The sequence below is a fragment of the Exiguobacterium profundum genome (genome assembly GCF_001909285.1).
In the GTDB taxonomy this organism is placed as follows: Bacteria; Bacillota; Bacilli; order Exiguobacteriales; family Exiguobacteriaceae; genus Exiguobacterium; species Exiguobacterium profundum.
Genome location: NZ_MRSV01000001.1, coordinates 1,921,369 through 1,935,700, shown reverse-complemented (window position 1 = coordinate 1,935,700; position 14,332 = coordinate 1,921,369). Strand labels below are relative to the sequence as shown.

The window sequence follows — 14,332 nt, the reverse complement described above, 5'->3', positions numbered from 1 at the left end:
GGAACAAGATGTTAACGAAACAACGACATCAGTTGATTTTGCAACGCTTATCTGAACAGAAGGTCGTCAAATTAAAAGAATTGGTTGATTTAACGGATTCATCCGAGTCGACGATTCGTCGAGATTTGACGGACCTCGAAGCGGAAGGGTATCTGGCAAGGGTTCACGGAGGCGCAACGCTCATTGCGACTCCAGATGAGGAACCAACATTTGAAGAAAAGCGAGACCGGTTCGTAGATGAAAAAGTTGCGATTGCACGGAAGGCCGCAACGTTCATCGAAGACGGGATGTCGATTTATTTAGATGCCGGTACAACCACTCAGGCGATGGTTCCGTTATTAGAAGGGAAAAAGATTGTCGTCGTCACAAACAGTCTACCGATTGCGAATGAATTATTTGATCTTGATATTAAGACGTTTGTGATTGGCGGAGAATTAAAGCGTTCCACCCAGGCATTGGTTGGGTATAACGCACGCGAGAGCATGATGAATTATCGTGTCGACCTCGCCTTTCTCGGAATGAATGGAATCGACCTTGAAGCGGGTTACACGACCCCGGACCCAGAAGAAGCGCTTGTCAAAAAAACGGCAATCGAATTGGCACAAACCTCGTTCGTACTCGCGGACGCATCGAAGATCGGGAAACGAACGTTCAGCCGAGTCGCGACGTTAGATGCCGCACAGTTGATCACGTCAAGCAGTGAGTCAATGAGTTCCATCCAAACAATCACAAAGGTGGTGAATGCGAAATGATTTACACGTTAACACTCAACCCTTCTATTGATTACTACGTAACATTACCTGAAGTACATCTAGGAGAAGTGAACCGAATCGAAGAGACGACGGAGCGCGCAGGCGGTAAAGGAATCAACGTCTCCATCGTTCTTCGGGAATATGCACAAGAAACGAAGGCACTTGGTTTCATCGGTGGGACGACCGGTGACTTCATTAAAAAGTCACTTGTCGATCACGGTGTACACACCGATTTCGTAGAGGTGAACGGGAACACCCGGATCAACGTCAAGATTCGAGCGAAAGAGGAAACAGAATTGAATGCGAGCGGACCGAATATCACGGATGGTGAGCTCGAACAGTTGAAGGCCAAGTTCGACCAAGTTCAAGAAGGTGATATTGTCGTCCTCGCGGGTAGTATCCCGAGCAACCTACCAGACTCGCTATATCGGACCATTGCCGAATCGATTCGCGAAAAAGGTGCTGAATTTGTCGTCGATACAACGAAAGACGCCATGCTCGAAGTGCTCACGCTTGAACCACTCATGATCAAACCGAATCACCATGAATTAGGTGAATTGTTTGATACCGAGATTGAAACGTTTGAACAAGCTCTACCTTATGCCGAACAGCTCGTCAAACGCGGGGCGAAAAACGTTATCATCTCCTTTGCGGGAGACGGGGCGCTACTCGTTAACAAGGACGGAGCCGTCACAGCGAACACACCGGTCGGGAAACTCGTGAACTCGGTTGGTGCAGGAGACTCACTCGTCGCCGGATTTGTCGCAAATGTGAAAGAAAAAGGTGAACAAGAAGCATTTCGATACGCGGTCACGACAGGGAGCGCATCTGCTTATACGTTCGGCTTATGTTCAAAGCAAGAGATTGATCGCTTGATCGATCAAGTACAACTCACACCACTGAAACGAATGGAGGAAACAACATGAAAATCACGGACTTGCTCCAACGCGACACGATTCAATTGAATCTAAGCGCGAATTCTAAGCGTGAGGTCATCGAAGAACTTGTCGATGTCCTCGATCGCGCTGGTAAGCTATCGGACCGCAACGGTTATCGCGATGCGATTCTAAAACGTGAAAGCGAGAGCACGACTGGCCTTGGAGAAGGGATTGCCATCCCTCACGCGAAGACGAGTGCGGTCAAAACGCCAGCAATCGCGTTCGGTCGCTCGGAAGGCGTCGACTACGAAGCGTTAGATGGACAACCGAGTCGCCTCTTCTTCATGATTGCGGCAGGAGAAAATGCGAATAATGAACACCTTGAAACACTTTCTAAACTTTCAGTTTACTTGATGGACCCTGCATTCCAAGAACGTCTCTATGCAGCAACTTCTGAAAGCGATGTCATCCGTGCCATCGAAGAAAAAGAATTGGCAGAAGCGAAGCCAGAAGTCGTCAAACCGACGAATGAAGATGCACCGTTCATTTTGGCGGTCACGGCTTGCCCGACAGGCATCGCTCATACGTATATGGCGGCAGAAAGCTTGAAACAAAAAGCGGAAGCGATGGGCGTCGATATTAAAGTCGAAACGAACGGATCGACTGGCGTAAAAAATGAATTGACACGTGCGGATATCGACCGGGCAACAGCGATCATCGTCGCAGCGGACAAAGCTGTTGAAATGGATCGTTTCGCTGGTAAACGAGTCATCGAAGTTCCGGTCGCACAAGGGATTCGGAAACCTGAAGAACTCATCAATCGTGCGGTGAAACAAGATGCGCCGGTATATGAGGCTTCGAAAACATCAGGTGGCGCTTCGAAAGAGCAACGTACAGGCGTGTACAAACACTTGATGAGCGGGGTATCTGCGATGCTTCCACTCGTTGTCGCAGGTGGTCTCTTGATTGCCATCAGCTTCTTCTGGGGCATCAACTCTGCTAACCCGGATGACCCGTCTTACAATGAATTTGCAGCACAGTTGATGACGATCGGTGGAGCTGCATTCGGCTTCCTCGTTCCGATTCTCGCCGGTTTCATCGCGATGTCGATTGCCGATCGCCCAGGTCTCGCACCAGGTCTCGTGGCAGGGGTACTTGCAAGTCAAGGGAACGCCGGATTCCTCGGTGGTCTCATCGCTGGTTTCTTGGCAGGTTATGTCGACCTCTTCTTGAAAAAGGCACTTGCGAAGTTGCCAGCTTCACTTGAAGGAATCAAACCGGTCCTCTTATATCCTTTACTTGGATCATTTATCTCAGGTATGGTCATGTTGCTCGTCGTCAATGAACCGATTGCTGCACTTATGACATGGTTGATGGATACGTTGAACAGTATGAGCGGCGCAAACGCTATCCTTTTAGGAGTCATCGTCGGTGGGATGATGGCAGTCGATATGGGTGGTCCGATCAACAAGACAGCATACGTCTTCGGAACGGCAGCACTCACAGCGGGTAACCAAGAAGTCATGGCAGCCGTCATGGCTGGAGGGATGGTACCACCACTCCTCGTCGCACTCGCATCAACTGTCTTCGCTCGTCAAAAGTTCTCGAAACAAGAGCGCGAAGCAGGAAAAACAGCATATATTATGGGAGCTTCGTTCATCACGGAAGCGGCAATCCCATTCGCAGCTGCGGACCCGATTCGCGTTCTTCCATCAGCGATTCTCGGTTCTGCCATCGCAGGCGGTTTATCCGCATTCTTCACGATTCAATTACCTGCGCCACACGGAGGAATCTTCGTCTTCCCACTTCTTGAAGGAGCTGGAAACGTCGCGGTAAGTATGGGCCTCTATGCACTCGCCATCTTGGCAGGTGCTGTGGTCGGAGCATTGCTCCTCTCGTTCTTGAAAAAACCGTTAACAACATCTACACCAGTCCAATCTAAAGAAGTTGCATAACGTGAGAAAAGACGTTTCCTTTATCTAAAGGTGACGTCTTTTTTGTTGTGGATGTCCGTTCAATTTTCACATAATCTCGGATTGTAAGTTGGGGATTTGTGGTAAACTATTTGTAAAGCTTCGGGTGAGGAGGGGGTCACATTGGACATTCGGGTCGCCAAACCAGATGATGTGTATGGGATTGCGAGAGTGCGTGTGAACGGATGGCGTACGACCTATCGGGGAATCGTGCCGACTGAGTATTTATTGAAAGTTTCGTCCGGTTCCATCGAATGGGCAGAACGTTTGCGGACCGCCCTTCGTCGGCAAGAAGTAGCCGGCTTTGTGGCGATTGTCGAGGACGAGATTGTGGGCTTCATCCTATACGGAGAAGAACGGACAGGAGAGTACCCAGACCACACGAATGAAGTATATGCCATTTATATTTTAGAGAACCATCAAGGGAACGGAATCGGGTCCGCTCTCCTTGAACATGCCGTGCAATCGATGTGTGAGGCAGGGCTCTTGATCTGGGCACTTGAGATGAATCCGTTCCGTACATTTTATGAGCGAAAACAAGGGCAGATCATCGACCAAAAAGATCGAGAGTTTGGTGAATTGATGCTTCGAGAAGTGGCGTATGGATGGGAAACGACCCGTCATGACTCCATCATGGGAGCCTAAGCTTTGAGACTGTAGAATGATCTACGGTCTTTTTTTGTGTCTAATGTATGAGCTTTAACCGATTTTTTCATTCAAGATTGATTCAGCTTTGCAGCCAACAACGTAAATTCCCACGGGATATTTTCACCGTTCCATCCTCTCTAGTTCTATAATGGAATTATCTATAATAATTTTACAATGGGAACTTGTCAATAAATCTATGTCTAGTAAGGACAAATATGGATGAATATAAATGTAGAAACGAGGATACGGTGAATGATTAAAGGAATATACGAGGCGCACTTGCCGGTGAGTGATTTAACTGAATCAATTCGATTTTATGAGAAATTAGGATTAGAGTTGGCATTCCAAAATGAGAAATTGGCTTTCCTGTGGATTATGAAAGGGGAGAGCTGGATTGGGCTATGGAAATCTGATCGAGTCGATTTAACGTATCATCCATCAATCCGACACATCGCTTTTCGAATCGAGGAGCAGGATTTGGATGCGATTAAAGCATGGCTTGAGGATCAGGGAATTGAAATTCGTACTGCGTTCAAGATGACACCTGAACAGCAACCACTCGTCCTTCCGAATGCCCCGTACGAGCATGCGGCCATCTACTTTGAAGACCCGGACGGAAATTCGCTTGAACTCATCACGTTGATAGGAACAAACGCAGATGAAACTGCTAATGTGATTCCGTACGAAGAGTGGTTAAAAAATAAAGAATGTACATAATTGATTCAATAAAGGAGAGAGAATATGCTATTCCATTATCATCTATGGACACCACATGTCGAAGAAACGGAGAAATTTTATGCGAGTCTAGGATTTCAAGTGTCCCAACGAATCGGAAAGAAAGATGGAGAATTCGAATCTTTTGCCCCACCTCTCGATTGGGACGACTTTAGGGACCAATCTATTCAGTTTAGAATCATAGAAATGAAGCGGGGAGCGACGAATATCACATTCGGTTACGGAAAGAAAGTGATGTTTGATCATATTGGTTTTTTAGTAACTGAAGAGGAAAAAGTGGATGTGTTAGAACGAGCAGAGGAAATAGGATTGACGGTTCAGTCAAATGAACGAAGAACGTTCATCCATACACCATACGGATTTCGAATCGAACTTCAGGACCATTTCGATGCTATTCAATCACGTTCTGAGAGTCGCATCCACCAATTAAATATTGAAACGAAAACGGCAGGTCTTGAAGAGGTTTTGCAACAATTATTCAATTGTCCTGTCCCGCAAATCGTAGCAACTGAATCGGATCACACACAGTTGACGCATGTAAACCTGATGAGTGATTGTACGATCAGTTCAACTGATCCGAACGGTATTCAAATCATCCTTTCAAAATGATTAATAGATAATAATTCTTTAAAGGGGCAGAAAAAGTGATAGATATTGATCAAGAAATCATTTATGTTCAATCAGTCTTACAAAGAGTACTAAGAAATGTCTCTTTGAATCAAAATGGAATACTGTTGTTCAATTAACCAATCTCTTCTATACTGAATTGAACAAAAAGTTCTAAAGGAAAACAGCTCATTCTCATGGGCACGGCGGACCAACATTATGTACTAGAACGAATCCAGCATTTCGAACAACTAACATTGACTGAACTCGAGATTGTTGAGCAGATGAATCATAGTTTCGAGTACACAGGTAACACATACCAGTCACTTCGGCTACTTGAAACACTTCTCAAGCGAGTGGAGCAATTTATCATGTCCTCATAGGTCGTGAACCGCAGGAGAGTTTCATGGGGAGATTGCAATCAAATGTAAGGGAGGAGTCGACGTGAAATTTACCACTGAGCGTCTAGAAATCAGACCATTTATGGAGAAAGACTTGGAAGCTACATTCAAAATGTATAGAAAACCAGAAATATGCAGATATCTTTTGCATGAGCCATGGACGTCTGAAAACAGGAATGAAATATTTGCTAAAAAACTAACGAATTCTACTCTTACCGAGACTAGTACGTTGAATCTAGCAGTCGTACATCAAGATGAAGTAATTGGGGATCTCACGGTTTGGTACACGGGTATGAAAGATACGGTAGAGATCGGGTATTGTTTTTCTGATTCACATTCAGAAAAAGGATATGCGACGGAGGCAGTGAGCGGATTGCTAGGGGAGTTGTTTGCGAAGCTCAATCTACATCGGGTACAAGCTAATCTCGACGCCAGAAATGTAGCTTCCCAGAATTTATGTGAACGGGTTGGAATGAGAAAAGAAGCTCATTTCTTGAAAGACTATTGGAATAAGAATGAATGGACCGATAGCATGGTGTACGCGATGTTACACGAGGAGTTTGTAAGACAATAAACGGAATAAGTGAATAGAAAAGGAGATGACGCGTGTCATCTCCTTTTTTTACAATTTTTCAATAACCGTTTTAGGGTCGATACGTTCTGTATAGTCAGAAGGCACATCACTGAACGAAATCGTCCCATCGGATTGGATGATGAACGTGGCCGGTTTCGGCAACTGCCAATCCTCGTTCCCATTATGTGCATCGACATTTAATCCCGAGGCTTTATAAATGTCAATCAAGTAATCCGGCATGTCAAACACGAGATCGAATTGACGTGCGACATTATTGCCGACATCACTCAGCACGTAAAAATCAAGTTCGTTCTTCTCTTTCGTCGAAAGGGAATAATCCGGCGTCTCAGGACTGATGGCGACAAGAGTCGCTCCTTTTTTTTGAATCATTGCCAATTCGCGCTGGTAAGCGCGGAGTTCGAGGTTACAATATGGACACCATCCACCACGGTAAAATGTGACGATGACAGGTCCATTTTCAAGCAGTGTTTTCAAATCGACTGCTGTCCCATCCGCTTGAGGCAATTCAAACATCGGCGCTTGATCCCCGACTGTTAACCCTGACGCAATTCCGGAGTCTCTCAATTCTTGTGTCGCCTGAGCCATCAATCGTTGCTTCTCGGCAGGTGCATTTTGTTTGAACTGATTTTTATAGGATTTGATTTCTTCCAATAATGAATTCATCATTTGACCCCCTTTTCCGATATGGTAACTCAAATTTTAACTAAATACGAATAGTATGATTTGTTCAATCGAACACAACGGTGAAACTCCATTTCAGTTTGCGAAAAATAATTTTCGAATAATTCAATCAATTCTTCAGATTTGATGACTTTTGACCGATATGATGAATAACCCAAGGGGGATTCGACTCATCGAACTCGCTTGAACATTTTATTCGGGTTAGGAGATGTTTTATGAAACAGAAGCGCACGATTAAAAAAAAACAAAAATTGATTGTCTTATCCGTTCTATTATTGATTATTCCAGCCACATTGATTGGAATCGTCGCCTATTCGCAGGCGAAAGGTAAAATCGAGTCTCAAATGATCCAGTCCGCCAATTCGGGGGTAGACCGGATGAACAATGAGGTCACGAACCTCATCGAACCGATTCAAACGGACATCTCGTTTTTTGCGAATCGGATTGATAGTTCCATTTATGAAGAGGGAGAAGCGAATCAAGCGTTAGCGGAGAAGTTTACCGAGTATTTGGAGACACATCCAAAAGTGACGAACATTTACTTTGCTTCAGCAGAAGGCACGATGACGATCTATCCTGAACAAGAATTGCCAGAAGGATATGACCCACGCACTCGTCCATGGTATGAAGCGGCTGAAGCAAGTGGACAAGATGTTGCCATCACGAATCCGTACGTCGATACCGCCTCTCAAAAAATGATGATCACGGTTTCGAAGAAGACTTCAGACGGTAGTGGTGTGGTCGCCGTTGACGTCGATGTGAACGATATCGCTGAAGTGGCATCCACCATTCAAATCGGGAAAGAAGGATACGTTGCCATCTTCGACCAGGCAGAACAAGTCGTCATTCATCCGTCGACGGCTGTCGGTGAAAAGATTGATGAATCTTGGACAGATTCGCTCTTTGCCAAGGAAGAAGGGACTCTGTCTGTATCGGAGAATGGGGAAGGTGTGGAGAAAGCATTCGTGACGAACCCAATCACCGGATGGAAGATTGCCGGTACGTTATATGACGGTGAGATTCAAGACGAGACGGTCGGCATTCTTTGGACGACTGGATTCGTCATCATCGGAATGTTCGGGATTGCAGCCATTCTTCTCTACTTCGTTCTCCGTTCAATCTTGCGTCCGTTGCGTTTATTGACAGAAGGAGCAGAACGAATCAAATCAGGAGATTTGACGGAGCCGATTACCGTCTTATCGAACGACGAAATCGGGCTTGTCTCAGAGAGTTTTAATGAAATGAGCGATTCACTTCGCCTAGTGTTACTCCGTCTAGATGATTCAATCAGTCAAGTTGCCGCCTCGTCTCAAGAATTGATGGCCAACTCGGCACACAATACCGCCTCATCAGAACAGATTGCCCGTGCAGTTGATCAAATGGCAGTCAGTGCCGATGGCTCGAAGCGACAACTTGACGACAATGCGACATCGCTCCAAGCGATCACATCGGGCATCATGCGAATCTCAGAGAGTTCAATGGACGTGTCTGAACTTTCACGCGAAACCTCAAATGAAGCGGAAGACGGTTCGACGACCGTGAAAGAGAACGTGAAGCAGATGCAGGCGATCGATGCGTCTGTCGTGACATTCGAGGGCGTCATTCACTCATTGGCACATCGCTCTAACGAAATTGGAGAAATCGTCACGGTCATCAATGGAATCGCTGAACAGACGAACCTGTTAGCATTGAACGCTGCCATTGAAGCGGCACGTGCGGGTGAGAACGGCAAAGGATTCGCGGTCGTTGCGAGCGAGGTGCGTAAACTAGCAGAACAGTCACAACAGTCGACGAAACAAATTGCGGCGTTGATTGATCGAATCAAGCATGAGACGGAACAGTCTGTACAGTTGATGCAGGAAGTATCTACTCATACGAAAGCCGGGTTGGCGTCATCTGAGATGACGGCAGACCGTTTCGAGAAAATCAAGGAGCGGACAGTCGCGATGACACCACGGATTGAAGACGTGACCGCAACCGTCGAGGAGATTGCGGCGAACGTTCAGGAAGTGGCAGCGACGGCATCACAAATCGCCGACATCGCCGATGAGAATTCGAGCGTCTCGAAGCAAGTGGCGGCGACGACCGATGATCAATTGAGATCGATTGAAGAAGTATCACAGTCAGCAAAAGCACTCGCGACCATGGCCGAGGAGTTACAAGACCTCGTTTCGCGGTTCAAACTGTAAACGACAATGAGGCAGAGCGGAGCGCTCTGCCTCATGTTTTTTTATAGGATCGGACTAAGAAGGCGTGACACCCCTTCACGGGCGCGTACCGTCCATTTACGAGATTCATAATCTTCCACTGTATAGGTGCGACTGACCGCCGTATCGGTCTCGAATAAAGAAACGAGTTCGAGGGCGACCCGCTCATCATAGATGAGTGCGTTCACTTCAAAATTGAGACGGAAGCTTCGAGCGTCCAAATTTGTCGTCCCGACGGTCGCGATCTCATCATCGACGACGAGCGTCTTCGCGTGGAGAAACCCTTCATCATACAGATAGACGTTTGCCCCGTAGTCGAGGAGTTCCCCAAGGAACGAGAGGGACGCCCACATGACGAATGGATGGTCCGGTTTTCCAGGGATCATGATATCCATCTGAACGCCAGAATGGAGTGCCATTTTGCAAGCGTCCATAAAACTCGTGTCTGGAATGAAGTATGGCGTTTGAATGACGACCCGTCGTTTGGCGGACATGATCATCTTGATCATCATATTCTTCAAATGTTCCGTATCCGAGTTTGGTCCACTCGTGACGATTTGCATCGGAGAATTTTCTTTAATGTCATGTCGCGCAAAGCAGAAGGCATTTTCAGGATCATGTTTACGGTGACCAGAATAATTCCAGTCCAATATGAATCGGTGTTGTAAATTGTAAACGACATCTCCTTCGACACGCAGGTGCGTGTCACGCCAATAGCCAAATTTTTCGACTAAACCTAAATACTCGGTACCGACATTGAATCCACCGACATAGCCGATTTTCCCATCGATGATGACGACCTTTCGGTGATTTCGGTTGTTCAACTTGAAGTTGATAATCCCGAGTGTTGGTGGGAAGAAGACACGCACCTCGCCATCGTTCGCAATCAACTCTTTAAAGTCCGAGTTCCGAAGACTACGTGAGCCGACCGCATCGTAGAGGAGTCGAACTTTGACACCGGCTTTCGCACGCTCGATCAACTCTTTCAACAGTGCCTGACCGAGAGCGTCACGCTGGATGATGTAATATTGAATATTGATCTCCGTCTCGGCCGAGCGAATGTCATCCATCAACGCTTTGAACTTTTGTTCGCCGTCGTGCAAGATGAGGGAACGGTTATGTACACTGATCAACGATTTAGAAGATCGTAAGTTCATTTGAAGCAGTTGGTCATACTTTTCAAACAGCGGCTGCGCGAGCTGGGTTTGGCGCGTATGAATTTGTTCAAGTTGCGCTTCGACTTGAAGCGAATGGAAGGAACGTTCTTCTACACTTAAATTATAGAAGTTATCCTTCTTAAGTTGTCGCCCTAGGAAGAGATAGACGATAAAGCCGAGCACTGGTAAGAAAAACAGGACAAGAAGCCAGGCCCAGGTCGCGCCGACGTCACGTCTTTCGGCGAAGATGACGGCGAGTGCGAACAACATGTTTAACCCGAGGACGATATAAAGTCCCCAACTGAAAATCATAGACCAATCCAACGACATACACCCCTTTATAATCGATTCATAGCTTAATCATACATCAAATGAGGGAATAGGATGCTATCAAATGAAATAGGGGGAGAAGATGATGAACATGGAAGTCGTATGGAAGAAAGGGATGGCGTTTGAAACACATACGCCATCAGGACACACGGTAATCCTTGATGCGGCGGATGATGTCGGTGGGCTCGATACAGGCCCTCGTCCGACAGAAATGTTGCTTCACGCGACCGCATCCTGTACAGGAATCGATATCGTGTCGATTCTGCATAAGATGCGCCAGCCAATTGAAGCATTCGAAATGAAAATCGATGGGGTGCGGGCGACCGATCATCCGAAACGCTTTACAGCCATTCACATCTTGTATATCCTGAAAGGCGAGTTATCGGAAGAACGAGTTCGGCGTGCCATCGAGTTGTCCGTTGAGCGATATTGTTCTGTATCGCATAGCCTCAATGCAACGTTGACGTATAGTTATCAATTGAACGATGGAGACGTCACTCCGTTTGATTTTCACGAGTGAGCAAGATGGTTGAAAGGCATGTTGTTCTCCGTTATATTTGTATTTCAAATACTGTATGACTAAAGGAGGACGTTATGATTCGACTCGCGACGAAGCGCGATGCTAAACACATCGCGAACCTAATCGAACAACGAGCCGTAGCGCTAAATGAACAAGGAAGCGACCAATGGACCGAATATTTGGAACAGGACCTCGTAAAGCGTGTGCGCACTGACATTGCTGAAGGCAGTGTATATGTCTTTGAAGATGACCAACAAATTTTAGCTTCAATCGCATTGTTACCTCCAGATGAGTGGGATGATGACTTATGGGACGACAGTGAGCGTGGACAATATATCCATCGAATAGTCGTCAGCGAAAAACTAAAAGGGCAAGGTGTCGGACAGCAACTCATGGAGCATGTCTTAGAGGAAGCCGATGAAGAGGAACCAATTCGTCTTGATTGTGTCGCTGACAATGAATTTTTAAATGATTACTATCCACGTTTCGGTTTCGTCTTTGTCGATTCACGAAACGGGTACAATACGTTCGAGTACAGATTAGATGAGAGCATGAGTGCATAAGGGTCATTAGACCCTTTTTTTGATATAATAACGAAAGCGAAAAGGAGGGGTTTATATGATTAGAACCATTTTGGTAGGATTCGGATTCTCGGCAAACACGTTCCATTTGCCGTTCTTAAAGGCCATCGATTCATTTGAAGTGAGTGGGGTCGTGTCATCGCGCCCGGAACAAGTGCAGGCTGAATTACCTGATGCCACGGTATATACGACATTAGACGAGGCGCTTCAATCGGATGCTTCTCTATATGTCATCACGACACCGTCGCATTTACATAAAGAGATGATTGTTGCCTGTCTCGAGGCAGGAAAAGATGTGCTCGTAGAAAAACCAGCATTTCTGACAACGGAAGAAGGATATGAGTTGATGGAACTTGAAGCGAAATCGAAGGGCATCGTCAACGTTTATCAAAACCGTCGTTACGACGGAGACTTCTTGACAGTTAAGTCGTTACTTGATTCGAATGAAATAGGAGACTGGAAGGTGGTTGAATCTCGATTTGATCGTTTCCGTCCGAATGTACGTGACCGGTGGCGTGAAAATGCAGGACCCGGTTCAGGTATTTTATTCGACTTAGGAAGTCATCTGATTGATCAAACTCTCGCCTTGTTTGGAAAGCCAGATCGTATTCAAGCAGATGTGATGATTCAACGGGATGGCGGACAATCCGATGATGGGTTCCATCTGACATTCTATTATGGTGAAAAGCGAGTATACCTTCGTTCGAACCCGTTCATCGCTGGAGAAACACCTCGGTTTGAAGTGCACGGCACGCATGGAAGTTTCGTGAAATATGGACTTGATCCTCAAGAAGAGGCTCTGAAGCATGGCAAGTTAGAAAGTGATTTATTAGAGACTGGCGTATTATCGAAAGAAGAGGTTGCATCGATTCAAATCGAGAAAGGGAGCTATTTGTCGTATTATCAACAGTTAGCCCATAGTTATGAGATACGACAACCAGTCGTTTCTTTAAAGGATGCAACATTGACAACCCGCTTGATTGAACTTGCTCGTCAATCCAGTGAGACAGGAACTGTCATCACGGTAGATTGACACGCTTTTTTTTTTTTTTACTCAACGGTGATCAATTCACAATTGGAAAGAACGTGCGATGATTTCTTTGTGAACGTGTCGACACTTTTCTATTGTAAGAACAATCATACGAGTCATAATAAAAAATCGATGCCGCCGAACAATTCGTTCGAACGTGCATCGATTTTTTGATTAGGCTGCATCTTCTTCTGTCGATTCGACTTTTTCCGTATGACGGACAATCGGGAAATTTTTGAACAAACGACTTCCGATCAAGCCAAAACCGATTCCGAGGATGAACAGTACAACGGCTGTGAAGGTGACTGTTTGCCAATCGTTGAAACCATACATGACAAGAAGTCCCGGAATCCCGGCTGCCGAACCCGGTGCATCGTTGATCATACCGGTCATGGCGACAATCAACCCGGCGATGGCTCCACCGACAAAGTTGACACTGTAAATTGGAATTGGGTTAGCGGAAATGAGATCAGCTTGCGTCAACGGTTCGATGGCGACAGAAAGCTGATCTTTCTTTGTTCCGATTTTCAATTGACGGAATAACAAGTAATTCATTGAAATGGACGCAGTCAACGCAAGCGCGGCAATTGCCATCGGTACACCTGTCAAACCAAGCATCGCCGTCAAGGCCATCGAACTGAGAGGCGACGTCGATACGACCGTGACGATCCCTCCTAAGACGAGACCCATGACAACCGGATTTTGTGTTGCTGCCAGTTCGATGACAGCTCCAATCTGTTCAAGTGTGTTTGTCACGAGTGGGTCTACCCCTGTCGCGACGAGACGGGCGAGCGGTGCCATCACGATGACGTAAAAAATCATATCGACGCCGGTCGGCAGATAGCGATTGATTCGAGTGCCAGCCAAAGCCAAAAAATATCCTGCAAAAAAGCCAGGAAGGATTCCGAATCCCGATACAGACAACCCGATCATCAAACTATAGACGGGGTTGATTCCAAGTGCGATGGCGACAAGAGCCGCAGCGGCAGGACCTGACAAAGCGCCAGCCGCTTGACCTACTTCTTCATAAAGAGGAAGTGGCAGCAATCCGCCGATTGCGTACGCGTTGAACGCTTCGACGAGGAAACTCGCGATTGCAGCACCGGCCAATGCTCCCATCGCCTTCATTCCAAAAGGCGCCTTGTAACTAAATAATGTGAACAAGGCGAGGATGAGCAGTAAAAGTGCGATTCCTTGAATAATGACCATAAACTCTTCCTTCTTTCTATCTCTATTTA

Annotated in this window: 14 protein-coding genes; 11 read left to right on the top strand and 3 right to left on the bottom strand. The window is 46.3% G+C overall.

The annotated features are described in order from the left end of the window. Positions 1-8: 8 nt before the first annotated feature. The 7 genes from BBB58_RS10040 (at position 9) to BBB58_RS10005 (ending at position 6,567) form a co-directional block, all read left to right on the top strand. A complete protein-coding gene (locus BBB58_RS10040; RefSeq protein ID WP_074037088.1) occupies positions 9-752 on the top strand; it encodes a DeoR/GlpR family DNA-binding transcription regulator in 744 nt (247 codons plus the stop codon). Then, positions 749-1,678, top strand: coding sequence for a 1-phosphofructokinase (pfkB, locus tag BBB58_RS10035; RefSeq protein WP_074037087.1), 930 nt, complete (start codon positions 749-751; stop codon positions 1,676-1,678). Before BBB58_RS10040 ends, pfkB begins: the two co-directional genes overlap by 4 nt. Next, a complete protein-coding gene (locus tag BBB58_RS10030; RefSeq protein ID WP_074037086.1) occupies positions 1,675-3,585 on the top strand; it encodes a PTS fructose transporter subunit IIABC in 1,911 nt (636 codons plus the stop codon). The genes pfkB and BBB58_RS10030 overlap by 4 nt, the downstream gene beginning before the upstream one ends. Before the next feature lie 141 nt (positions 3,586-3,726). Beyond that, a complete protein-coding gene (locus tag BBB58_RS10025) occupies positions 3,727-4,248 on the top strand; it encodes a GNAT family N-acetyltransferase (protein WP_074037085.1) in 522 nt (173 codons plus the stop codon). A 255-nt stretch (positions 4,249-4,503) separates the two neighbouring features. Next, positions 4,504-4,968 (top strand): VOC family protein, encoded by a 465-nt coding sequence (locus BBB58_RS10020; protein ID WP_074037084.1) that lies wholly within the window; start codon positions 4,504-4,506, stop codon positions 4,966-4,968. 24 nt (positions 4,969-4,992) lie between these two features. Continuing rightward, positions 4,993-5,595, top strand: a complete 603-nt coding sequence (locus BBB58_RS10015; protein WP_074037083.1) for a VOC family protein — start codon at positions 4,993-4,995, stop codon at positions 5,593-5,595. A gap of 441 nt (positions 5,596-6,036) precedes the next feature. Further along, positions 6,037-6,567 carry a GNAT family N-acetyltransferase gene (locus BBB58_RS10005; RefSeq protein WP_074037081.1) on the top strand — a complete coding sequence of 177 codons (531 nt, stop codon included), beginning with the start codon at positions 6,037-6,039 and terminating at the stop codon, positions 6,565-6,567. A gap of 48 nt (positions 6,568-6,615) precedes the next feature. On the opposite strand, the gene BBB58_RS10000 is transcribed toward BBB58_RS10005, so the two are convergent. Beyond that, positions 6,616-7,251 carry a peroxiredoxin-like family protein gene (locus BBB58_RS10000; RefSeq protein ID WP_074037080.1) on the bottom strand — a complete coding sequence of 212 codons (636 nt, stop codon included), beginning with the start codon at positions 7,249-7,251 and terminating at the stop codon, positions 6,616-6,618. Between the two features lie 233 nt (positions 7,252-7,484). Here BBB58_RS10000 and BBB58_RS09995 point away from each other — a divergent pair, with 233 nt between their 5' ends. Further along, positions 7,485-9,458, top strand: coding sequence for a methyl-accepting chemotaxis protein (locus BBB58_RS09995; RefSeq protein WP_074037079.1), 1,974 nt, complete (start codon positions 7,485-7,487; stop codon positions 9,456-9,458). 41 nt (positions 9,459-9,499) lie between these two features. On the opposite strand, the gene cls is transcribed toward BBB58_RS09995, so the two are convergent. After that, a complete protein-coding gene (gene cls, locus BBB58_RS09990) occupies positions 9,500-10,963 on the bottom strand; it encodes a cardiolipin synthase (RefSeq protein ID WP_031423806.1) in 1,464 nt (487 codons plus the stop codon). An 85-nt stretch (positions 10,964-11,048) separates the two neighbouring features. Between cls and BBB58_RS09985 the strand changes: the two genes are divergently transcribed. The 3 genes from BBB58_RS09985 to BBB58_RS09975 all read left to right on the top strand — a co-directional run bounded on the left by BBB58_RS09985 (position 11,049) and on the right by BBB58_RS09975 (position 13,097). Then, complete coding sequence (locus BBB58_RS09985) at positions 11,049-11,483, top strand: OsmC family protein (protein ID WP_074037078.1); 435 nt, start codon at positions 11,049-11,051, stop codon at positions 11,481-11,483. Positions 11,484-11,557: 74 nt separating this feature from the next. Then, complete coding sequence (locus BBB58_RS09980; protein ID WP_074037077.1) at positions 11,558-12,046, top strand: GNAT family N-acetyltransferase; 489 nt, start codon at positions 11,558-11,560, stop codon at positions 12,044-12,046. Between the two features lie 55 nt (positions 12,047-12,101). Then, positions 12,102-13,097 (top strand): Gfo/Idh/MocA family oxidoreductase, encoded by a 996-nt coding sequence (locus BBB58_RS09975; RefSeq protein WP_074037076.1) that lies wholly within the window; start codon positions 12,102-12,104, stop codon positions 13,095-13,097. 171 nt (positions 13,098-13,268) lie between these two features. Here BBB58_RS09975 and BBB58_RS09970 read toward each other — a convergent pair whose 3' ends face one another. Next, entirely contained in the window at positions 13,269-14,303 is a 1,035-nt protein-coding gene (locus BBB58_RS09970; RefSeq protein WP_074037075.1) for a PTS sugar transporter subunit IIC, read from the bottom strand. Between the last annotated feature and the right edge of the window lie 29 nt (positions 14,304-14,332).

What these genes read in the sequence shown, in the direction of transcription:
- BBB58_RS10040 (WP_074037088.1), top strand. Translation starts at nt 9, where the DNA reads ATGTTAACGAAACAACGACATCAGTTGATTTTGCAACGCTTATCTGAA.
- pfkB (WP_074037087.1), top strand. Translation starts at nt 749, where the DNA reads ATGATTTACACGTTAACACTCAACCCTTCTATTGATTACTACGTAACA.
- BBB58_RS10030 (WP_074037086.1), top strand. Translation starts at nt 1,675, where the DNA reads ATGAAAATCACGGACTTGCTCCAACGCGACACGATTCAATTGAATCTA.
- BBB58_RS10020 (WP_074037084.1), top strand. Translation starts at nt 4,504, where the DNA reads ATGATTAAAGGAATATACGAGGCGCACTTGCCGGTGAGTGATTTAACT.
- BBB58_RS10015 (WP_074037083.1), top strand. Translation starts at nt 4,993, where the DNA reads ATGCTATTCCATTATCATCTATGGACACCACATGTCGAAGAAACGGAG.
- BBB58_RS10000 (WP_074037080.1), bottom strand. Translation starts at nt 7,251, where the DNA reads ATGAATTCATTATTGGAAGAAATCAAATCCTATAAAAATCAGTTCAAA.
- BBB58_RS09995 (WP_074037079.1), top strand. Translation starts at nt 7,485, where the DNA reads ATGAAACAGAAGCGCACGATTAAAAAAAAACAAAAATTGATTGTCTTA.
- cls (WP_031423806.1), bottom strand. Translation starts at nt 10,963, where the DNA reads ATGTCGTTGGATTGGTCTATGATTTTCAGTTGGGGACTTTATATCGTC.
- BBB58_RS09985 (WP_074037078.1), top strand. Translation starts at nt 11,049, where the DNA reads ATGAACATGGAAGTCGTATGGAAGAAAGGGATGGCGTTTGAAACACAT.
- BBB58_RS09980 (WP_074037077.1), top strand. Translation starts at nt 11,558, where the DNA reads ATGATTCGACTCGCGACGAAGCGCGATGCTAAACACATCGCGAACCTA.
- BBB58_RS09975 (WP_074037076.1), top strand. Translation starts at nt 12,102, where the DNA reads ATGATTAGAACCATTTTGGTAGGATTCGGATTCTCGGCAAACACGTTC.
- BBB58_RS09970 (WP_074037075.1), bottom strand. Translation starts at nt 14,303, where the DNA reads ATGGTCATTATTCAAGGAATCGCACTTTTACTGCTCATCCTCGCCTTG.